Source organism: Sphingobium sp. CFD-1 (assembly GCF_024611115.1).
Lineage (GTDB): Bacteria > Pseudomonadota > Alphaproteobacteria > Sphingomonadales > Sphingomonadaceae > Sphingobium > Sphingobium baderi_A.
Genome location: NZ_CP084399.1, coordinates 123,594 through 144,180, shown reverse-complemented (window position 1 = coordinate 144,180; position 20,587 = coordinate 123,594). Strand labels below are relative to the sequence as shown.

The 20,587-nt window shown below is 65.2% G+C and carries 20 protein-coding genes; 6 read left to right on the top strand and 14 right to left on the bottom strand.

Annotated elements, in window-relative coordinates:
- Window position 1: 1 nt before the first annotated feature.
- The 9 genes from LDB26_RS20100 to LDB26_RS20060 form a co-directional block, all read right to left on the bottom strand.
- A complete protein-coding gene (locus LDB26_RS20100; RefSeq protein WP_004212881.1) occupies window positions 2-415 on the bottom strand; it encodes a hypothetical protein in 414 nt (137 codons plus the stop codon).
- A gap of 47 nt (window positions 416-462) precedes the next feature.
- Window positions 463-840, bottom strand: a complete 378-nt coding sequence (locus LDB26_RS20095) for a hypothetical protein (RefSeq protein ID WP_009824022.1) — start codon at window positions 838-840, stop codon at window positions 463-465.
- Window positions 837-1,325, bottom strand: a complete 489-nt coding sequence (locus tag LDB26_RS20090; protein WP_257542279.1) for an SRPBCC domain-containing protein — start codon at window positions 1,323-1,325, stop codon at window positions 837-839. The genes LDB26_RS20095 and LDB26_RS20090 overlap by 4 nt, the downstream gene beginning before the upstream one ends.
- A 53-nt stretch (window positions 1,326-1,378) precedes the next feature.
- A complete protein-coding gene (locus LDB26_RS20085) occupies window positions 1,379-4,624 on the bottom strand; it encodes an efflux RND transporter permease subunit (protein WP_004212878.1) in 3,246 nt (1,081 codons plus the stop codon).
- 3 nt (window positions 4,625-4,627) lie between these two features.
- Window positions 4,628-5,806, bottom strand: a complete 1,179-nt coding sequence (locus tag LDB26_RS20080; RefSeq protein ID WP_004212877.1) for an efflux RND transporter periplasmic adaptor subunit — start codon at window positions 5,804-5,806, stop codon at window positions 4,628-4,630.
- The gene (locus LDB26_RS20075; RefSeq protein ID WP_013039111.1) at window positions 5,806-7,083 is read right to left on the bottom strand and encodes a TolC family protein; all 1,278 of its coding nucleotides are present in this window, start codon (window positions 7,081-7,083) and stop codon (window positions 5,806-5,808) included. The genes LDB26_RS20080 and LDB26_RS20075 overlap by 1 nt, the downstream gene beginning before the upstream one ends.
- Window positions 7,084-7,143: 60 nt before the next feature.
- Window positions 7,144-7,440 (bottom strand): hypothetical protein, encoded by a 297-nt coding sequence (locus LDB26_RS20070; protein WP_007406840.1) that lies wholly within the window; start codon window positions 7,438-7,440, stop codon window positions 7,144-7,146.
- Between the two features lie 73 nt (window positions 7,441-7,513).
- Complete coding sequence (locus tag LDB26_RS20065) at window positions 7,514-9,481, bottom strand: cytochrome c/FTR1 family iron permease (RefSeq protein ID WP_004212871.1); 1,968 nt, start codon at window positions 9,479-9,481, stop codon at window positions 7,514-7,516.
- Window positions 9,481-10,107: a cation transporter gene (locus LDB26_RS20060; RefSeq protein ID WP_257542277.1), complete on the bottom strand. Its 627-nt coding sequence runs from the start codon at window positions 10,105-10,107 to the stop codon at window positions 9,481-9,483. Before LDB26_RS20060 ends, LDB26_RS20065 begins: the two co-directional genes overlap by 1 nt.
- Before the next feature lie 75 nt (window positions 10,108-10,182).
- Here LDB26_RS20060 and LDB26_RS20055 point away from each other — a divergent pair, with 75 nt between their 5' ends.
- Window positions 10,183-10,602 (top strand): helix-turn-helix domain-containing protein, encoded by a 420-nt coding sequence (locus LDB26_RS20055; protein WP_007406847.1) that lies wholly within the window; start codon window positions 10,183-10,185, stop codon window positions 10,600-10,602.
- Here the strand turns inward: LDB26_RS20055 and LDB26_RS20050 are convergent.
- Complete coding sequence (locus LDB26_RS20050; protein ID WP_013039112.1) at window positions 10,596-11,798, bottom strand: aspartyl protease family protein; 1,203 nt, start codon at window positions 11,796-11,798, stop codon at window positions 10,596-10,598. The genes LDB26_RS20055 and LDB26_RS20050 overlap by 7 nt on opposite strands.
- A 289-nt stretch (window positions 11,799-12,087) precedes the next feature.
- Window positions 12,088-12,660 (bottom strand): recombinase family protein, encoded by a 573-nt coding sequence (locus LDB26_RS20045; protein WP_009824027.1) that lies wholly within the window; start codon window positions 12,658-12,660, stop codon window positions 12,088-12,090.
- A gap of 191 nt (window positions 12,661-12,851) precedes the next feature.
- Between LDB26_RS20045 and LDB26_RS20040 the strand changes: the two genes are divergently transcribed.
- Window positions 12,852-14,252, top strand: coding sequence for a Mu transposase C-terminal domain-containing protein (locus tag LDB26_RS20040; RefSeq protein ID WP_257542275.1), 1,401 nt, complete (start codon window positions 12,852-12,854; stop codon window positions 14,250-14,252).
- Window positions 14,179-15,057, top strand: coding sequence for an AAA family ATPase (locus tag LDB26_RS20035; RefSeq protein WP_009824028.1), 879 nt, complete (start codon window positions 14,179-14,181; stop codon window positions 15,055-15,057). Before LDB26_RS20040 ends, LDB26_RS20035 begins: the two co-directional genes overlap by 74 nt.
- A 314-nt stretch (window positions 15,058-15,371) precedes the next feature.
- Here LDB26_RS20035 and LDB26_RS20030 read toward each other — a convergent pair whose 3' ends face one another.
- Window positions 15,372-16,610: a site-specific integrase gene (locus LDB26_RS20030; protein WP_013039113.1), complete on the bottom strand. Its 1,239-nt coding sequence runs from the start codon at window positions 16,608-16,610 to the stop codon at window positions 15,372-15,374.
- 146 nt (window positions 16,611-16,756) lie between these two features.
- Here LDB26_RS20030 and LDB26_RS20025 point away from each other — a divergent pair, with 146 nt between their 5' ends.
- From LDB26_RS20025 to LDB26_RS20015, 3 genes are all read left to right on the top strand, one after another.
- The gene (locus LDB26_RS20025; protein ID WP_007686500.1) at window positions 16,757-17,923 is read left to right on the top strand and encodes a hypothetical protein; all 1,167 of its coding nucleotides are present in this window, start codon (window positions 16,757-16,759) and stop codon (window positions 17,921-17,923) included.
- 96 nt (window positions 17,924-18,019) lie between these two features.
- Window positions 18,020-18,418 (top strand): antitoxin Xre-like helix-turn-helix domain-containing protein, encoded by a 399-nt coding sequence (locus tag LDB26_RS20020; RefSeq protein WP_007686501.1) that lies wholly within the window; start codon window positions 18,020-18,022, stop codon window positions 18,416-18,418.
- The gene (locus LDB26_RS20015; protein ID WP_013041559.1) at window positions 18,418-19,101 is read left to right on the top strand and encodes an RES family NAD+ phosphorylase; all 684 of its coding nucleotides are present in this window, start codon (window positions 18,418-18,420) and stop codon (window positions 19,099-19,101) included. The genes LDB26_RS20020 and LDB26_RS20015 overlap by 1 nt, the downstream gene beginning before the upstream one ends.
- A gap of 44 nt (window positions 19,102-19,145) precedes the next feature.
- Here the strand turns inward: LDB26_RS20015 and LDB26_RS20010 are convergent, their stop codons facing one another.
- Together LDB26_RS20010 and LDB26_RS20005 are read right to left on the bottom strand one after the other, a co-directional pair.
- Window positions 19,146-19,496, bottom strand: a complete 351-nt coding sequence (locus LDB26_RS20010; RefSeq protein ID WP_007688086.1) for a hypothetical protein — start codon at window positions 19,494-19,496, stop codon at window positions 19,146-19,148.
- Window positions 19,497-19,560: 64 nt separating this feature from the next.
- Window positions 19,561-20,574: a ParB/RepB/Spo0J family partition protein gene (locus LDB26_RS20005; protein ID WP_013849890.1), complete on the bottom strand. Its 1,014-nt coding sequence runs from the start codon at window positions 20,572-20,574 to the stop codon at window positions 19,561-19,563.
- Window positions 20,575-20,587 lie beyond the last annotated feature (13 nt).

Genomic DNA, 20,587 nt, shown 5'->3' with positions numbered 1-20,587 from the left:
CCTAGGACTCCTCCGGGGTTCGGTGGCAGACGCGGATCTTCCCGCGTCGCGTGAACGCGATCGATCCGCCCGCCACGACAGCCCGCGAATGGTCGCCGCGAAACTCGTCACCGGTTCGCTGCGCGCGCAGGATCTCGGTCCTGCCCTTCGGCAGCCAGGTGACGGCCATTTTCAAGCCGTCATCGATGAAGTCGACATCGGCGCGTGTGCCGTCGTCGCAGTACATGATGCGCTGCGCGATTAGTTTCGACGTCAGATGCTTTTCATGCGCCGGCTCGGTAGGCTGGGTCGGCGCTGGATTACACGCCCCTATAACCGCCCCGGAGACGAGAACGACGCCGAGGCGCGCGATCGCCAGACCGGCCCGATTCAGGCCGCACAAGGTTGTCACATTTGAAATCGACGTGTCAGACATCGGTCTCTTCCGACGAAGCGCCCTGTGGCGTTCGAAGGCAGGGCAGTTCATCGCGTGCCTTCCTGCTCGCAGATCCGGGTACGGCCATCGCCTTCCACGATGGTGAGCTGCGACCCCTTGAAGGTCGCGGTGGCTGTTTCGCCGACATATTGCAGGCCCTGCGCTGGCGCGGTCAGCATCATCGGCGGTCCCCCGTTGGAGCGCCGCAAATCGATCTGCAGGCCGTTGTCCTTGTAATCGACGAACAGCGGTTCCCCGTCGGAACAGCGATATCTATGCCGCCCCATTTCCCCGGTCGCCACGGCGCTGTCGGACGAATGGATCTGCTGCTCCGTTGGCGGGGCTGGCGGCTTTCTTTCCGAGCACGCCGCGAGCCCGACAACGAGGATGACGGCGGGCAGCACCCGCTTACAGTGCATCATCATCGCGCCTTCCTCCTGCAGCGGAAGGGGACGCGCTGACGATTGATAGCCCGGGCAGGCTGACCTACCCGCCAGCGGAGATAGGTTGCGAGGCGATCGTCAGATTCGACCATCAGGGATCGCAGGCGGCGCAACATCATCGCCGCGAACGGCAGGGAGAGCGCCCCGCGCAGCGTGCAGCTATGCGTTAGCCTGGTGCCGCCATCGTCCCCCGCCAGCTCGTACCGCTCGTCGAGCGTGAACAGATAGGGGATGCCGCAGGACCAAGCGAAGGCGTGCGGTTTATCGAATCGATCAATCCGTGCTGGCGTCCGAATTGGCCGGGTGATGCCCTGGATCGCAAAGGTGCATTCTGTGTCGCCGAGCCGGGACGGATCATCGAGAAATACGAGCGGACTCCACGCCCGGCGATGATCCGGATCGGTGAGTGCCGACCAGATGCGCAGTGGCCCGCCGTGAAGCATCGAGCTGGTTATGGTGCGAGGCATATCCCCATCTCCCAGAGATGGGCGGGGCGATCGCGGATCGCCCCGCCCATCCATCAGGCCAAGTTGTTCACGAAGGTCTGACCGTGGTCGTCCCCTTCATGCTCCTCATTGTAGTGCTCGGGTTTCTCGATCACTTTCTGCCCGAACCGGGCATAGAGTGTCGGCAGCACGAACAGCGTAAGAAGCGTCGCCGAGATCAGACCGCCGATGACGACCGTCGCCAAAGGCTTTTGAACCTCTGCGCCGGCGCCTTCGCCCAGCGCCATCGGCACGAAGCCGAGGCTGGCGACTAGCGCGGTCATGATGACGGGTCGCAGACGCTGCATCGCGCCAACATGCGCGGCTTCCTCGCGGCTCATCCCTGATCGGATCAGATCTTGGATCGAGCTGACCATGACGAGGCCGTTGAGGACCGCGATGCCCGAGAGGGCGATGAAGCCCACTGCCGCCGAGATCGAGAAGTCCATGCCCCGCAGGAACAGCAACAGGACGCCGCCCACCAGCGCGAAAGGCACGCCGGTGAACACGATCGCGGCGTCGCGGACCGATCCCAACGCCCCGTAGAGGAGCAGCAGGATCAAAATGAAGCAAGCCGGAATGACCAGCTTCAGCCGTTCGCTTGCCGATTGGAGGTTCTCGAACTGGCCGCCCCATTCGAGATAGGTGCCGGCAGGCAGCCGGAGTTGGCTGCCGATCGCCGCCTGCGCATCCGCCACGACGGATCCGACGTCGCGGCCACGCACGTTGGCTTGCACCACCACGCGCCGCTTGCCGTTCTCGCGGCTGATCTGGTTCGGACCATCGACCACCTTGATCTCGGCGACGCTGGACAGCGGTACATAGCCGCCGCCTGCCACCGGCACCTGCACCTGTTGGAGCAGGCCGATGTCGGCACGCTGCGCCTCCGACAGGCGGATCACCACGGGGAAGCGACGGTCGCCCTCGAAGATCTGGCCCGATGTTCGCCCGCCGATCGTCGCAGTCACGGTGTCCTGCACATCCTGAGCCGTAACGCCCAACCGCGCCATCGCGTCGCGGTTGACGCGAATGTCGAGCATGGGAAGACCGGTCGTCTGCTCCACCTTCACGTCCGCTGCGCCTTGCGTTCTGCGCAGCACCGCCGCGATTTGCTCGGCCGTCCGGTTCATCTGGTTGAAGTCGTCCCCGAACACCTTCACCGCGATGTCGCCGCGCACGCCGGCGATCAGCTCGTTGAAGCGCATCTGGATGGGCTGGGTGATCTCGTAGGCATTTCCCGGAATCTTCGCGAGATTACCCTCGATCCGGCTGACCAGCTCCTCCTTGGGAAGCTCAGGATCCGGCCAATCCTTGCGCGGCTTCAGGATGACGAACATGTCGGTCGCGTTCGGCGGCATCGGGTCGGCCGCCAGCTCGGCGGTGCCCGTCTTGGAATAGACGAATTGCACCTCCGGCTGCTTCGACATCATCCGCTCGATCGGCACCTGCATCGCCTGGCTCTGCTGGACCGACGTTGCCGGAATGCGGAGCGACTGGATCAGCAAATCGCCTTCGTCGAGCTGCGGCAGGAACACCGAGCCGAGCGTAGTGAAAGCAAGCGCCGCCACCACAAGGCTTCCCACACCCGCACCGATCGTCAGCGTCGGGCGCTTCATGGCCCGGTCGAGACCGGGTTCGTAGCGCTTCTTCAGCCACGTGATGATGCGGCCGTCCTTCTCCTCGACCTTCTTCGACAGCCAGATCGCAATCATCGCCGGCACGAAGGTGAGAGAGAGGATGAAGGCGAAGGCGAGCGCGATGATGACGGTCAGCGCCATCGGTCCGAACGTTTTACCCTCCACGCCGGTCAGCGTGAGCAGCGGTACGTAGACGAGGATGATGATTGCCTGCCCGTACACAGAGGGACGGATCATCTCACGCGCAGCGGCTGCCACGGTCGCGAGCCGTTCCTTGACGCTGAGCAATCGGCCTTCATGATGCTGTTGCTCGGCAAGCCGGCGCAGCGCGTTTTCGACAATGATGACGGCGCCGTCGACGATCAGACCGAAGTCCAAAGCCCCAAGGCTCATCAGATTGGCCGAGACCCCAGCGCGCAGCATACCAAAGCCTGTCAGCATCATGGTGATCGGGATGACCAACGCCGCGATCAGGGCCGCACGGAAGTTGCCGAGCAGCAGGAAGAGCACGACGATGACCAGCACCGCGCCTTCGGACAGGTTTTTCGCGACCGTCTTGATCGTCGAATTGACCAGCTCGGTGCGGTTCAGCACCGGCTGAATTACGACGTCAGGAGGCAGCGAAGCGTTGATCGTCTTCAGTTTCTCAGCGACCGCGGTCGACACGATGCGGCTGTTCTCGCCGATCCGCATGATCGCCGTGCCGACGACGACTTCGGTACCGTTCTCCGATGCCGAACCCATGCGGATCGCCTGACCCGTCTTCACAGTCGCAACTTGTTCGACCGTGATCGGCACGCCGTTACGTGTCGCGATCACGGTCCTGGCCAACTCGCTGGCATTGCGAACGAGCGCATCCGAGCGAACAGCCAGACCTTCGCCATTGCGATTGACGAAGCCACCGCCGACGCTGGTGTTATTGCGCTCCAGCGCATTTCCCAGGTCCGTCAGCGTGATGCCGAGCGAGGCCAGCTTCTGCACGTCGGGCACGACGAGGAACTGCTTGGCGTAACCGCCAATCGAGTCGACACCGGCGAGGCCCGGTGTGGTCTTCAGAAGCGGCGTCACGATCCAGTCCTGCGCGGTGCGCAGGTAGGTCGCCTTGTCCTCTTCGGTCGTCAGTCGCTCGCCCTCTGGCGTGATGTAGCTGCCATCGGGCTGTTGGCCCGGTTCACCGGGCTTGTGCTTGTCGTCCTCGCGATGATCGAGACGAACGGTGTACATGTACACCTCGCCCAGGCCTGTCGCGATCGGACCCATTTCAGGGTTCACGCCGTCGGGCAGATTCTCTTGCACGCCCCGCAGACGCTCGCCCACCTGCTGGCGGGCGAAATAGATGTCCGTCGCGTCCGAAAAGACCGCCGTGATCTGCGCGAAGCCGTTGCGGCTCAACGAGCGCGTATATTCCAGGCCGGGGGTGCCGGCGAGCGCGGTTTCGATTGGAAACGACACCTGCTTCTCGACCAGCTCGGGCGAGAGGGCAGGCGCGCGGACGTTGATCTGGACCTGATTGTTGGTGATGTCCGGCACCGCGTCGATCGGTAGCCGGTAGAGGGAAAAGGCGCCGATGGCGGCGACGATGACGGTGAGGAGCAGGACTAGCCAGCGCTTCTCGACCGCCCAGGTTACGATACGGGCGATCATGGCTTAATCCTCGTGGCTCGCTTCGCCCTTGCCGATCTCGGCCTTGAGCGTGAAACTTCCGGTGGTGGCGATCTGTTCGTTGCCGGTCAGGCCCGACCGGACGATCACCGTGTCGCCCGACGCATCGCCGAGCTGGACCGGGGTCGCCTTGAAGCCGGTGGGCGTGCGCACGAACACGACCGACTTGCCCTCGAAACTCTGGACCGCCGTCGTCGGCACGCGGACCGCCCCGCTCCCGCCGCTGCCCGTGAGCTGCACGGCTGCCGTCACAGGCTCGCCGACCCGCCATTCGCCACCGCGATTGTCGAGGGTGGCGAGCGCAGGCACGAGCCGCGTCTGCGGATCAAGCGCCGGCGACACGAAGGTCACGCGGGCGGTCGCCTGACGGCCTGCCGCCTTCACCAGCACCGTATTGCCGGGACGCACCCGGCCCGCATCCTCGGGCTTGAGATTAAGCGCGATCGACACCTGGCTCAGGTTGGCGATGCGATAGAGTTCGGCATCCGCCGCGACCGTTTGTCCCAGCGTCACGGGGCGCGCAATGATCTGGCCCGAGATCGGCGCGGCAATGCCGAGCCGGTTGAGCCCGCCGCCGCCGACACCCGCCGCCGAAACCATGCTCTGCGCCTGCGTCAGGGCGATCCGCGCCTCCGTCGCCGCTGTGCGGGCGGCGATCAGATCCTGTTCAGGGGAGACTCTCTGCGCGAACAGCCGCTGTTCGCGCGCGAGGTTCGAATTAGCGAGCTGAAGCCGCGCCCGCGCCGCCTCGACCTCGCCCTTGATCTGCGCCGCCTCGCGGCTTTCGATGACCGCAATGGTCTGGCCGCGTCCGACCGATTGGCCGAGGTTACGGGTGAGCGCGACCACGCGTCCCGCAATTGCGGCCGAGACGACCTGCGTTCCCTGTGGGTCGCCCTCGATGATCGCGGGCAGCTCGATCGTCCCGGCCCCGCCGATGATCGGCCGTCCGACCTGGACGCCCGCTGTGGCGATCTGGTCGGCACCCAATGTGACGACGCCTTCACCGGCATGACCGCCTTCAGCACCGCCCTTTTCCGTGCCCGCTGCCGTCTCATTGGCAGCTGCGCCTTCGGCAGTTGCCTCGTTTCCGCCATCCTTGCCGCCGCAGGCAGCCAAGAGCAGGGCGAGCGACGCCGCGCCCGCGAGATAAAAGCTCTTCATCACTGATTCCCCCCATTGGGCGCACGAGCGGTCAGTCGCTCCACTTGCGCGCGGGCATTCTGGTAATTGGCAAGCGCGTCGATCGCGGCGACCCGCGTTTCGGCGAGCGTGCGTTCAGCATCGAGCAATTCGAGCTGGCCGAACTTGCCCTCGCGATAGCCGATCCGCGCGATGCGGGCGGCCTCCTGTGCAGCCGCCAGCGCCGGCCCCGACGCCGCACGAGCCGTCGTTGCGGCATTGGCCGCCTGCGCCTGCGCGTCCGTGATCGCCTGTTCGATGTCGAGCGCGGTCACGCGGCGCTGCGCATCCGCCTGGGTCCGCTGCGCGGTCGCCTGCGCAATCGCGGCGCGACCATTGTTGAACACCGGGATCGGGATCGACACGCTGAACACCGCCGCCATGTCGTTGGTCGCTTCCAGGCGGCGGATCGACGGCCCGACGTTCAGGTCAGGCACGCGATTGGCGCGCGCGAGCCGCACGCCGGCTTCGGCAATGGAGAAATCCGCGTTGGCTGCCGCCAGCGCGAGTGTGCCGGTCGTGTTGACCGGTGCCAACGGCCCATAGACGTTCACATCGGGAAGGCGATCGAGCAGCGTGTCATCGAGCAGGCCGTCGATCGGCCGTCCGATCCGACGCGCCAGATTGGCGCGGGCCGCCTCGGCCAAGCGAAGCTGCCGCTCCACATTGGCGTCGGCATTGATACGCGCGACATCCGCGCGCTGTTGCTCGAGTGGCGATGCCCGCCCTGCCTGCACGCGAACGCTCGCGGCCCGCAGCGCATCGCTGGCGATCCGGGCCTGATCGCGGGCTGTCATTACCCGGCGATCGGCCGCGACCGCTTCGACATAGAGCTGCGTTACCTGAAGCCGGACATCCGCCGCGATGATCGCGGCCTGGATCTCGGCCCGGGACAATTGCGCATTGGCGACCGCGACGCGGGCGCCGCGCTTGCCGCCTAGCTCGATCGGGATCGCAAAGCCGACCGTGGTTTCCGCGCTGCGGACCCCCCGATACGGCCCGGAGCCGATGACATTCTCGACTTGGCCTTGAACCACCGGATTGGGCCGCAAGCCGGCGACTGTGCGACCTGCACGGGCCGCGTCGATTCCAGCTGTCGCCGCTTCCGCAGCAGGGGCCGAACCGCCCGCTGCACTGACCGCTTGGTCAAGCGTGTAGACCGGCGCATCCTGCGCAACAGGCGCGGACGGTCCGACCTGCGCCTGCGCCATCGTGGCGCAAGACGCTGCGGCCAGCATGGCCGCGAGGATACGATTCATGAAAATAGGACTCCTGACGATGATCGACAGGGGCGCGCCAACGCACGCCCAAATCGGACGTCAGGCTTGGGGGGGCCTCAAATGGACCATGCCGGTGCGGCCGTCGAGCGACGCAGAGGCGGAGATTGTCGGCTTGGGCACTGTGAGGACGGGGGTATATTCCATCGTCGTGCGCGCAGGCGCGCCGACGTCGTGTCCGTGACAATAATTGTGATGATGCGGGACATTCTTGTCCGAGTCCGATGGCACCTGATCGATGTCACCGGCGGTATGGACCGTGAACTCAACGCCCGCGATGCTTCCCCCCGCCAGATCGGCGGCATGGGCCATGCCGGAGAAGCTGGTCAGGACCAGCATCAGGCATGTCAGGAAAGGCAAAAAGGCTCGCACTAGCTTGCCTCTATCACGGAAGGGTTTTCATGTCATTGCACTAATTCGAACCAAGGGTCACTGAGCCGGAACCCGAGCGGGATCGGTCGCGCCCGTTCCAGGCGAACCCGACCGCAATGGCGACCGCCATCAGGAGTTGCGCCAGCACCGATTGCCAAGTGGGAAACACGCCGAGCATCGACAGCCGTGGCACGTCCGCGAGCGGTGCGATGTTGATAAGGCCGGCTTCCTGGAGCGCGGCGACGCCTTTACCCGCCAGCACGACGGTCAGGACCGCCATGAGCCAGGAGCTATAGCGGAAGAACTGCGCGATCGGCAGCTTGCGACTGTAGCGAAGCATGGCCCAAGCGATCAGGCTGAGCAGTCCAATCGCCGACCCGGCCCCCGCGAGAAGCATCCCGTTGTCACCTTGCGCCGAAAGCGCGGCATAGAACAGGATCGTCTCGAAGACCTCGCGATAAACTACGACGAACGCCAGCCCGAACAGGAACCAGCCCGACCCGCCCGAGAGCGCCCGCGACATCTTCTCGCGAATATAGCGCTGCCACTGATCGGCCTGCGCCTTGCCGTGCATCCAAATCCCGACCGAGAGCAGCACGACCGCGGCGAACAGCGAGCCAAACCCTTCCGTCAGCTCCCGGCTCGCACCGCTGATCCCGATCGCATAGGTGGCGACCGCCCAGGTGATCCCGCCCGCGATGATCGCGCTGACCCAGCCGCCATGCACGTACCGCAGCGCCTCGCCGCGCTCGGCTTTACGCAGGAACGCGATCATGGCGACAACGATGAGCAGGGCTTCGAGCCCTTCACGCAGCAGGATCGTGAACGCGCCCAGGAACGTGGACGCTTCGGTGGCGGCATCAGGCGCGAGCGCCGCTTCCGCATCGTCGAAAAGGCCGCCCAGTACTGCGACCTTCTCCGCGAGATCATCGGGCGACGCGCCCCGGTCGATCGAGGCGCGGAACTCCCCCATCGCGCCCTCGATTCGACCCATCAGCGTCGCGTCGCGCGCGGTGAGTGTTGGCTCGATCGGCTCGAACCCATCGAGATAGGCCGACAGCGCCAGCTCTTTCGCCATGCGCGCATCGCCGCGCCGCGCAGCCGCCACGCTTTCGGCGAGTTTGGCGCGGGCGACCGCGAGCGAGCCGGGAGCCTGTTGTATCACCTGTTCGGGATGACGACGCAGGAACGCGAGCACTGGGTCAGCCTTGGCGTCGCCGATCGCCGCGCCGAGCGCGGCCGGGGTGAGCGCGACCAGGGTTTTCAGGTCCGGAATGCGCCGGCGAAGGGTCGGGTCGGATTTCCAAAGCCGCTCGCCTTCGCGCGCCTGCGCATCCGTGAAGGCGAAGCTCCCGGCTCGGAATGCTAACGCCCAGCGCTGATCGTTGGGCAGATCGGCGAAGCTCTGCATCGCGGTCCCGTCGATGCCTTGCGTCACCACCTGATAGAGCGCGAACACGCTGCGCTGGCGCGCGCGCTCGGCATCGGTGAAAGCAATCGGGGGCGTAGCGAGCTTGGCGGCGTCAGGGCCACGGCCGTTGCCCGTCATCCCGTGGCAGGACGCGCAGGATTGTCGGAACAGTGCATCGCTGGAGACGAGGTTCGGAGCCTTATCGGGCGCGAGCGGCACCGGGTAGGCGCGCAACAGATCGGCCGCGAGCCCGTGCGCCAATGTTGCCACCTGTTCAGTCGGTCCCTTTTCCGCGATCACCGCCTGGAGGTTGGCAGCCCGCTGGATGAGGGCTTGACGCTCCGGCTTCGCCGGCAGGCCCTGAAGCCGTGTCGAGACCGACGCGGCGAACTCCGTCATCTCGGCATATTCCGACGTGCTCTTGATCCGACCGTTGGCGACCGCGCCGCCATAATCGACGGCCATATAGTCGAGCAGCCGCCATGCGGTTTGCACGTCGCCGGGTTCGGCGATTGCCGCAGCAGGGATCAGCAGCGCCGCGAGCGCGGAGAGCAGCCGCAACGAGAGCATTGCCCGGATCAACGCGAGCAGACGCACTACCGCTCTCCCAATTCGCGCCGAGCGCCAGTGACGATTTCATAAGCGGAGTGGAGGAACAGGAGGGCGATGAGGCCGGCGACGGCGAGGTCCGACCAGGCGCTTCCTGTCCACGCCACCAGACCGGCCGCGGCGATCACCGCCACGTTGGCGAGCGCGTCGTTGCGGCTGAACAGCCAGATCGCGCGAACATTGGCGTCCCCTTCCCGGAAACGCGCAAGCACCAAGGCGGACACGACATTGATCGCGAGCGCGACAACGCCGATTGTGCCCATCAGTTCGGCATCGGGCGCGGTTGCGTTCAGGGCGCGCCAAATCGCGAAACCGATTACGCCCACGCCAAGCGCACCGAGAAACAACCCCTGCGTCAGCGCGACCTTTGCCCTCGCCCGTGCGGACCAGGCAAGCGCGAGAAGACCGATAAGGCTGATCGACCCGTCCCCGAGAAAATCGAGGGAATCCGCTTTCAGCGCTTGGCTATCGGCGATGAACCCGCCGAACAGCTCGGCGACTCCGAAGCCGAGGTTGAGCACCACGACGGTCAGCAGCGCACGGCGATAGGCCGGATCGGTTTGCGCGCGCGCGGGCTCCCCGTGGCACCCGCAGCTTTCGGTAGAAGCATTCATGCGGCCTTCCTTACCACCTCCAGTCGCTGTAGAAGCAAGCGAAATGTGCGACACGTTCGCATAAGCAAGGATGGCATGATGAAGCCGGTGATGATTGGGCAGCTCGCCAGCGAGACCTCGACGAAGGTGACGACGATCCGCTTTTATGAGTCGATCGGGTTGCTCCGATCCGCCCCTCGCACGGCGTCGGGTCGCAGAACCTACGATGCCAGTGACATTGAGCGTTTGCACTTCATCCGCAACGGTCGCCGGCTTGGCTTCTCCGTCGACGAGATCCGTTCGTTGATGGGGCTGGCGCAGAACCCGGACCAGGATTGTGGTGCCGCCTCAGCTATCGCTGCTCAGCACCTCAAGGATGTGGAGGAGAGACTGGCGCAACTCGCGGTGTTGCGGGATGAGTTGGCAATGCTCAGCCAGAGCTGCACCAAGGCGCGCATGGCCGATTGTCGGATCATGAAGGCGATCGGCAAAGGCCACCCTCAAGCCGATCAATAATAATCGGCCAGCCTGAGCTCGCGCACATCACCCGAGGCCATCGTCAGCTTTACGAGGGTGCCAGCAGGCCGGGAGCGCACTTGCCAGAGCTCCCCACGCGTATAGTTCGCATCGATCGAATGGCCGTTCACCGCCACGATCCGGTCGCCGACCGCCCAGCCAGCCTTTTCCGCGGGACTGTTCGCCGCCACATGAACAACGGTGAGCGCCGTTGGTGAGGCTGCGAGGCCAAGGCCGCTACGGTCCTTCAGCATCGGCAGGCGACGACGAGGACCGAGTGGCCGGAGCCACACGAATCCGGCGGTCACGTCGAACACCACGTCGAATTGAGCGATCAGCGGTAGGCCGACATTGCCAACCGTGCTGGTGGAGAGCCAAGCTCTCATCCCGAGTGTGGGGACGTTCGAGACGCCAAGCCCTTCGATGTTGATGTTCTGGATCGTGAAAGCATCGTTGATACGCACACCATCGACGCCGCCGATCGCCGCGGTCGAGACGAGCTTCCCGTTCAACAGCCCTTGATCGCGGGCATAGGCCGACGAGAGCATCAGCGCGGCCGAGCTGCCAAGATCGATCATCAAGGGCACGGGAGGCAAACCCGAGACGGAAGCTCGAATGAACAGCTCCTGCTTGGCACCGCGCCCGAGCGCGACAGCGCGCCAGTCGGGACCGGCGAGAAACGTGCCTGACTTGACGACCGCCATACGCCTTTTCGCGAAATCGAGCGCGATGCAGCTACCCGTGAACATATCGGCACCGAGGAGGATATCGATCGGTCGTCCGAAGGCCGCCGACACTGAACTCAGATCACCAACGACGGCAAAGGGTAAGCGACGGGTTTCGCGGGCGAGCTGTACGTCGATGTCGCGGACCAGCAGCACCGGGGCCTTGGCGCTCAGCCCGCTAATCATGCGCCGCTCACCATCGTTCAAGCCGAGCTTCGCCGCGAGCGCCGTGCTCATGATCGACGCGCCGCTGCCACTGTCGAGCACCGCCCGCACCGGCACTCCGCGCACTTGTGCCGAAACAAGGAGGGTATCACCCGTGCCGACTTCCAGCGGCTCCCATTCGAGGTGAGCCGCACCGAAGTTCCACGAGCCCGCAGACCGGGAAGTCTGTCGCGCGAGCGTTGGAGAACCGAGCACCAAGCCGGTTCCACAGGCCACCAGCCGCGCCACTAATGAGCGTCGAGACATACCGATTGCTTCAACACGGGCCGTCAAAAAGCCACCTCCAGCCCCCCGTCCGCAGGAGAGCAAATTGCGGTTACATGCTCCAGCCACTGGAGGAGCAAGTGCTTTTGGTGCGCCCGAAAATCCTCAGAAGCGCTTGGAGAACTTTAGATGAAGGATGGTGCAGACCGCTTAGATGCCTTCCCGATAACGAACGGTTCCGGGGGACGCTGGGCCGATCGGGACCGCGAACGGTGTAAACGCTCGCGCTAAGTGGCGGCATTCTGATCGCGCTATTTGTCGGCGAGCGTCGCTACGCGGCTACCGGCTTGGTCTCGGCCGATCGCACATAGGCGTAGAGTTTTGGCTTGGAGATGCCGAGCATCGAGCAAATCTTGGCGATCGGCATCGTGTTCTCGTGGTAGAGCCTGACGGGCAGGTCGCGCTTGTCCTTGCCGAGTGCGGCCGGCCGGCCACCCTTCTTGCCGCGAGCGCGGGCTGCGGTGAGACCGGCCTGGGTCCGCTCGCGGATCAGGTTGCGCTCGAACTCCGCCAATGCCCCGAACAGGTGGAAGGTAAGCTTGCCCGACGTGGTGGTCGTGTCGATCGCCTCGTGCAGGCTCAGCAGCCCGACCTTTTCCTCGTCGAGGTAGGTCATCCATCCGATCAGATCACGGAGCGAGCGGCCGAGCCTGTCGAGGCGCCAGACCACCAGTGTGTCGCCGGCGCGAAGCAGCTCCTTCACCTTTTCCAATCCAGGGCGAGCGGCAGTCGCCCCGGAGGCCTTGTCGGTGATGACCTTCTCGCAGCCGGCAGCCTTCAGCGCATCACGCTGGAGGTCCAGGTTCTGCTCGGCGGTCGATACGCGGGCGTAACCGATTTTCATGCGTAGGGCCGGTGGCGCCCCGATCGGGCGCGGTTTGGGAAGAAAGTCGTCATCGGCAGGTCTATGTTGCCCTAGTTTTCTTTACCGGGTAGATTTACGTCGAACAGGCCGGTTTGGCAACGCGAGCGGACTCGCATGGCGATGGGCAGGCAAATCTCCGTTTTCCTTACCTGCGACACGGACCGTCGGCGGTGACGCATCCGGCGCTTGTCCCGCCGCTGGCGATCGAGCGCTACCGCGTCCTTGAACCGCACCTCGCCGATGGCATCCCGCTCGCGGACCTCGCCCGCACCGGCACGCTGAGCGAGCGGACGTTGCAGCGCTGGCTCGGGCGCTACCGTGCCGAAGGACTTGCCGGTCTCGCGCGTCTGCCGCGCAACGATCGGGGCAGGCTGCACCTGCCGGAACATCTGGTCGAACTGACCCGCACTCTCGCCACCAAGCGCCCGCGACCCCCGGTCGCCGCCATTCACCGAAAGGTGCAGGAACTCGCCATCGCGCATGGACACCGAACCCCCAGCTATGCGGCCGTCGCGCGTGTCGTCAGGGCGATACCGGCAAGCCAGATCGCCGCAGCCTCCGATCCGGCCGTCTACCGCGACCAGCACGAGCTAGTGCATCGGCGCGAAGCCGCGACCTCGAACGAGATGTGGCAGGCCGATCATACCGTTCTCGACATTCTCGTGCTCGATGATGCCGGAACCCCGGTGCGTCCTTGGCTGACCGTCATCGTTGACGATCACAGCCGAGCCATCGCCGGTTACTTCCTCAGCCTCGATGCCCCCAGTGCCCTCAACACGGCGCTCGCCTTGCGGCAGGCGATCTGGCGCAAGCCCAATCCCGAATGGATCGTCAGCGGCATTCCCGAACAGCTTTACGTCGACAACGGCTCGGATTTCATCTCCGAGCATATCGAGCAGGCGTGCATCGCCCTCAAAATCCGCCTCATCCATTCGCTGCCGGGGCGTCCTCGCGGGCGCGGCAAGATCGAGCGGCTGTTCCGCACCATCAACGACATGTTCCTGCCCGACCTGCCCGGCCACCTGATCGCGGGCAAGCCGCTGTCGGCGCCAGTGCTCACGCTCGACGAGCTGCGCGCCCGCTTCGAGGCGTTCGTGTGCGGCGTCTATCATCGTCGCCCGCATGGCAACACCGGCGAACCGCCGATCACGCGCTGGCAGAAGGGCGGGTTCCTGCCCGCAATGCCCGACAGCCTTGAACAGCTCGACATGCTGCTCGTGCACGTGCCCAAGCCCCGTAAAGTGCTGCGCGACGGCATCCGTCTGATGGGCAGGCGCTATGTCGAACCCACGCTCGCGGCCTTCGTCGGCGAGCAGGTCGAGGCGGTCTATGACCCCCGCGACCTGACCGAGATCCACGTCTACCACCAGGGCCGGTTCGTCTGCCGTGCGCTCAGCTCCGAGCACGCTGGGCACCCGTCGTTGCGCGCGATCCAGCGCGCCCGGCGCGGCGCGAAGGAGCGCGACAAGCAGGTGCCTGCCCCCACGGAGACCTTCGATGGCGACCAAGAGGATACGGCTTCCCGGCCCACCACCTACCGAGGGCTCCGGCTCTACGCCGCTGACGATTGAGTTCCTGGTCGAGCAGCCGTTCCTGGCGACCCGCGAACATGCCCGGTTCGTCGAGTTTGCCGAAGCCTGCGCGCACTACCGCTATATCGGCGTGTGTCATGGCCGGCCGGGCGTCGGAAAGACGCGATCGGCGCGCGAGTTTTCCAGCTTCCCCGACCTGGGGGAATATGCCGCGCTCCGTCCCATTGCCGCGCTCCTTGGCGAAAAGGTCGCTCGCTGCCGCGCCGTCTTCTACACCGTGTCGGTCAGCAACACGCCCAAGACGATCGACGCGGTGTTGGGCCTCAACCTCATTAAGCTGGGCTATGCCCGGCTGACGGTCGCGGGCGGCTCGCAGGACGAAATCACCCATGACGCCGCCCGCATCGCCTGCCCCCTCGTCATCGTCGACGAGGCCGACCGCCTGACCATAAAGTCGCTCGAACATCTCCGCGACATGGCCGATCGCCACGGCTTCGGGCTGATCCTGATGGGTATGCCGGGCTTGGAGAAGCGCCTCGCCCGCTATGCCCAGCTCTACTCGCGGATCGGCTTCGTCCACGAGTTCAAACCGCTTACCGAGACCGAAATGCGGCTGCTGCTCGCGACCCACGCCGGCGATTTCGGGATCAGCTTCGACCCGGCCCAACTCGACGCGATCGAAGCGCAGGCAGCCGTGATCCGCATCACGCGCGGCAACTTCCGGCTCATGGAGCGCCTGTTCGCGCAGATGCGGCGGATCATGACCCTCAACCGCGTCGAGGAGGTCACCGCTGACATCGTTCAGGCCGCGCGCGATTGCCTCGTCATCGGACCCGGCAACTGACAAATAGCGCGATCAGAACGCCGCCATTTAGCGCGAGCGTTTACACAGGATAAGATCCATACCGTTTCCGGAACCACTTTCTTGTTTCCTCTTCGAAATTGGACTGTGCTGATGAGTTTGAGCGATGGTGGCTTCGCTCATACACTACGCGCTACCAGGCCCCTGCCCGTTTCTTAGGCTTAACGTTGTAGCTCAAGACCCCGGGGGCTCAGCCTCCCTTCTCCGGTTCTTGCCGCTGCGCAAATCCCTCGATCTACCTGCCGCCGTCGTGTGGTCGCACGGCATCATCCAAAGACCTATTTAGGCCGTCATGACTAGCCAATCTTCGCCATAAGGCGCCCCGCCGCCCCCTGCTCTGCCGCGAGATTGCGATTATAAGCGAGCGGCATCCGCGGCGACTTCCACCGCAGCGCGTCCATGATGCCGGCCAAATCCTCCCCGCTGGCGAACAGGTCCTGATTGAGCCCGATCCGCGTCGAGTGCGCACTGATCCCCTTCAGCAACCGCGCCAGATCGTCCGCCGTCAAATCGGGCAGCGCGCCACGGTCGAACGCGCGGCCGATGATCGACCGAAAGATTGGTCCGATCGAGCCCGGGTGCAGCGCCACGGTGCCGATGTCATATTCGACGCGCGCCTTCACCGCCGGCTTGGACAGCGTCTTGCGCAGATCCCACGTCTCCCGGCCCGAGATGCTGTCGATCGGCCGACCGCGCACGGCTGCCCGCGCCTTGTAGCGCCGCACCTGCACCCGCCGGAACAGCGGCCCTGTCGTGATCCCCGCCGCTTCGGTCCACGCCGCGATCGCCGCGACGGTGCGCGGGCTGAGGTAGGCGGTCGCCCCCTCCCCGTCTTGATCGCCCTTATGACGCAGAATCTGCAGCAGCCGCGCTTCGGGATCGATCGCCTCCTCAATATGCTCAATGGCGACCGCCACCAGTTCGGAGGCGCGCAGCCCGGTGTCATAAGCGGCCGATAGCAGCGCCCGATCACGCAGCCCCGGCAGATCCTCGCCACAACTCTCGAGCAGCGCGCGGATGTTGAGCCCCCGCGCCTTGTCGCGCTCGACGTCGCGCACCGGGCCCTTGAACCGCAGCGGCCGCGCCTGCTTCTGCGCAGCCCCCTTCTCGCGGCGCACCGTCTGGAGCCGCAGCTTCACCAGCGGCGCCGGCGTCGGATCCTTGAGCTCGAGCAGCTGGTGGATCTTGGCGATCGACGCCTTGTAGCGGGATAGCGAGGCCGGCCGGCTCCCCTTCCCGGCCCGCGCGTCGAGATAATCGGCCACGGTCTCGGGCGTGGCCGGCAGCGCGATCCGGTTGTTGCGCCTACACCACGCATCGAACGCCTCGACGTCGGACTTGAGCGCACGGATGCTATGGGGCGATGAAGCGGCCTGATAGGCGGCGATCAGGCCCTCGTTGACGGTGATGCGCTCGCCGGCGCGCATCTGCACGATCGTCCACGCAAGGTCGGCCGGCGCCCTGACGGCCGGCAGGACAGCCTCAGGCGGCGCTACGGGGATTTCTGGCCCTTCCCGGGCGGTTTCGGTGCTCACGACGCGCCTCGCTCCTCAGCCGCGCTTGTAGCCCACCTTATAAAGAACGGTCAAATCTGCTTATGTGATAAGTGCAATTATCACATGTTCGTTCACCAACCACCTGAGTAGTTGTGCAGTGTTTTGGCATTCACTACACATCCGGCATGGAGCGCTTCCATCCCCTCGCCGCCGACACCGACGTCCCACCCGAGGAGCTCGCCCTCGCGCAAGGCGAATGCGCGCTGGCGCTCGGCCGGCTCGACGGGCTCCTCGCCAGCCTCACCGATATCGAAAAACGGCTGTTCTGCGTAGGGCTGCTGCGGGAGGTGTTGCTTTCATCCCTGGCGCAAGCGGGATTTGCGGACGCCGAACACCGGTTCAACGCCTGGTTCGCCGGGCTCGACCGCGGCCCCCAAGAGACACCCCTCACCGGCTGCTCCGCCTATGCCGTGGTCCGCGCCCTGCTCGGCGAACTCAGCCGTCATCCGTGGGAACCGCTCGCCGATGCCGCGCAGACCATCGCTCTGGCCGCTCGCTTCGGGGCCGACCGCCCGATGCAAGCCGAAGACGCGCTGGCGGAGGAAGCGATCGGCAGGGCGATCACGCTAATGAAACAGGCCGGCGCGGATGACGAGACCCCCCTGCCCTTCGCGGGTCTGGCCCGCCTGCACGCGCTGCTGCGCGCCGATCCGCGGTTCGCGCCGCTGGAGCGCGCGGTGCAAATCCGTTCGTTTGGGAACCGCGCGGTGGCGATCGAGCAGGCCGCCACGCGCACCCCGCTCTGGGCGGTCGATGCCGCGCTGGGGCGGCTGCTGACCGCGTCCGGCGCGTGGGCCCGCGCCCTCCCCTGCCCCGGCGCGGTGACGGCGCAAACGCTGCAGCCGCAGCTCTGGCCGGGCGAACGCGCCATGCTGGCGGCCCGCAGCCTCCAGCGCAGCGTGACCCGGCTTGCCGAGCTGGTCGCGCAAGCGCGGCGGCGCGCGGTGCTGATGCGCGAGCAGTTGGGGCACCTGCGCTCGAGCGCGCGGGCACCGCAGGTGTGGATCCTGCTCGCTGGTTTTGCGCCACTCGGGCTCGATCAGATCACCTGGGCGTTCGGGATCAGTCGGCGCGGCACCTATGCGATCGGCGACGCCCTTGTGGCGGCGCGCATGGCACGGCGGGAGACGGTCAAGGGGAAGGCCCTGCTGGTCGTCGAAGAACCGGGAAGGGATGGGCAGCCGGCGTCTTTGGACCAGGCTACCGCCCTCCCCCATGCGGCTCTTGCCGAGTTCGACGCGGCGATGGGTGAGATCGACCGGCTGCTCGCCGGCAGTTCTGGCCATCCCTGACGCGGCATCGCGCGCATTCGGCGTGTATGAAAACTGATCTCTTCTTGACGTTATGTACAGATATCATACATAGACAGAGAAAGAAGGAGATGGCCAATGGCCACAACTGCCCATTCCGGCGTCCCCGCCAAAGCGCCCAGCCGCAAGGATCTGAGCGGTCCGGCGCTGCGCACCTTTTTCCGCATTGCCGACGCCTGGGACCTCAAGGAAGCCGAGCAGATGAAGCTTCTCGGGCTCGACAGCCGCTCGACCTTCCAGACCTGGAAGCGCGGCGCGGTCGCGGCGATTCCCAAGGATGCGCTGGAGCGCATCTCCTATGTCATGGGGATCTACAAGGGGCTGAAGATGCTCCTGCCCCGTACCGCCAACGAATGGGTACGCAAACCCAATGAGGCGCCGCTGTTCGCCGGACGCCCGGCGATCGAGCGGATGGCCTCGGGCAATGTCGCCGATCTCTACGTGGTGCGTCAATATATCGACGCGCAGCGCGGCTGATGGATGCCATTGCGACGACGCAAGTGCGGTGGCAACCGTGCTACCGGATCGTCGCAAGCCGGTTCCCGCCCATATCGCTGTTTGAGGATGTCGCGGATCCGGCCGACCTGGAAGCGGTCTATGCGATCGAGGCGATGACCAACGACCGGCTTCGCGACGAGGTCGGGGACCTCGCCCTCGTCCCACCGGAGGACCGCGTATCGGGACCCGGAACATCGGCGATCATGGCAGCGTTCACCCACCTAAATCCCGATGGCAGCCGGTTCTGTGACGGCAGTTTCGGGCTGTTCTACGCTGCCAGCACCATCGAGACTGCGGTTGCCGAGACGCGCCATCACCGAACCCGCTTCATGGCGTACACCCACGAACCGGCGCAGGAACTCGACATGCGCGTCTACGCGGTCGACCTGGACGCCATGCTCCACGATATTCGCGGCCTGCGCGATGAACGCCCTGCCCTCTACGCCCCGGACAGCTATGCCGCCGGCCAGGCGCTTGGCCGGCACCTGCGTGAGCAAGGTTCGGATGGCATCGTGTACCAAAGCGTGCGCGACGCCGACGGCGAGTGCGCCGCGGTGTTCCGCCCTCGCCTACTCGCCAACAGCCGACAGGAGCGGCACCTGTGCTACGTTTGGGATGGCCGGGCGATTGTCACCGTCTACGAGAAGAAGACATTCGCCTAAAGGTCCTGCGGACAAGCTAACCTTTCGGCCTTGAGTGACGCCTGTCAGGAATAGACCCCGGCAGCCATACGATCGAGATCTTCCATGACGATATCGATATCGCCATTCGCAACCAATTCCGCGGCCGTTTTCCCAACTCCAGAAATGGGTTGATGCTTGAACCAGATAACCGCCTTGCCTTCTTCGCCTGCAAGTTCTGCCGCTCGCGTTATAACTCGGGCTATTTCCTCCAGTTTAATCTGCACGGTCGGGGCGGAGGGATACAGAGTCATGGCCTTAGGATCCAGGCGAGCAACGCGAGCCAAATGCGCCATGGAGAAGCGCAGGCGCTCCGCCAGACGACGGGGCGAGATGATCTCATTCTCGCGAATGTCATCCTGGAAGGCTGCAGTCATAGGGCAGTCCATATTCAACATGTGAAGACAAAACTCTCACGTCTCAGAACCGCTGAAGATTGTCCTAGCTCCAATGCTGATCGAGCAGCGCTTTCAACGCGGCCTCCGCTTCAGCCCGCGTACCACCGGCATGCGGGAGCAAGGTAAGTTTGAGACCCTTACGATCCACCGCCTCCACTTTCAGCAATGGTTTCCCCCCTTCGGACACGATCGTTTCCGGCTTTCCTGACTTCTTGGGGGATCCTGACCTCTTGGGGGGATCGGCGGCCAGAGCGAGCGCGCGTATGATATCGGGGACCGGCATCGGTGCTGCGCGATCGGACTGCACCTGAGCGAGACGTCCCGCCTCGGCGAACACACGCTGCCGCCGATCCTCCGGTTTCAAGAGAGGCTTGATCGCGGTGACATGCTTGATCCTGAGATCCTGCGGAAGGGCGAAGGCCGCCATCAGTTCCGCCGGCAGCCGGGCAAGGTCGAGATAGCGGCTGAGCCAGCTTTCCGTGACATTGATCCGCTCGGCCATCACCTTCTGGCGCCCCTCATAATAGGCGTCGAGCGCGCGCAGATAGTCGCGCGCGCGCTCCAGATCGGTGAGATCGTCGCGCGCCCGATTCTCGAGGTCAGCGAGACGGAAGGCCTCCTCGTCGGTAAGGCTACGGATATCGACGAGAAAGCGGAAATCCGGATAGTTGTGGGCGCGCAGCCAACTGATCGTCCAATGCCGGCGCGCGCCGCAAATCACCTCGAAATCGAAGGCAGGATCGTCCTTCACGCGGCGAACGATGGCGGGCATTTCTTGCTTGCCCTGCGCCTTGATGCTCTCGATGAGGTCGGCGCACCGCTCCTCATTGAGGAGCGCATATTCGCGGTTATGCCCCGCCCACATTCGGCAGCGCGCGGGATCGACAAGCTCATGGGTGCGCGAGACGACGCTGCCCGTCGCCAATTCGGCAAGCCGGCTTTCCCGGCCCGCCAGCACGCTCGCACCGATGCCAGGGCGCCGCGCCGCTGGGGCTTGCGCCCCCGGGTCGATTCCGGCGACCAGATCAGCCGCGAAGTTGGCGTTCTTCTTGCTCATCATCCACCCCTTC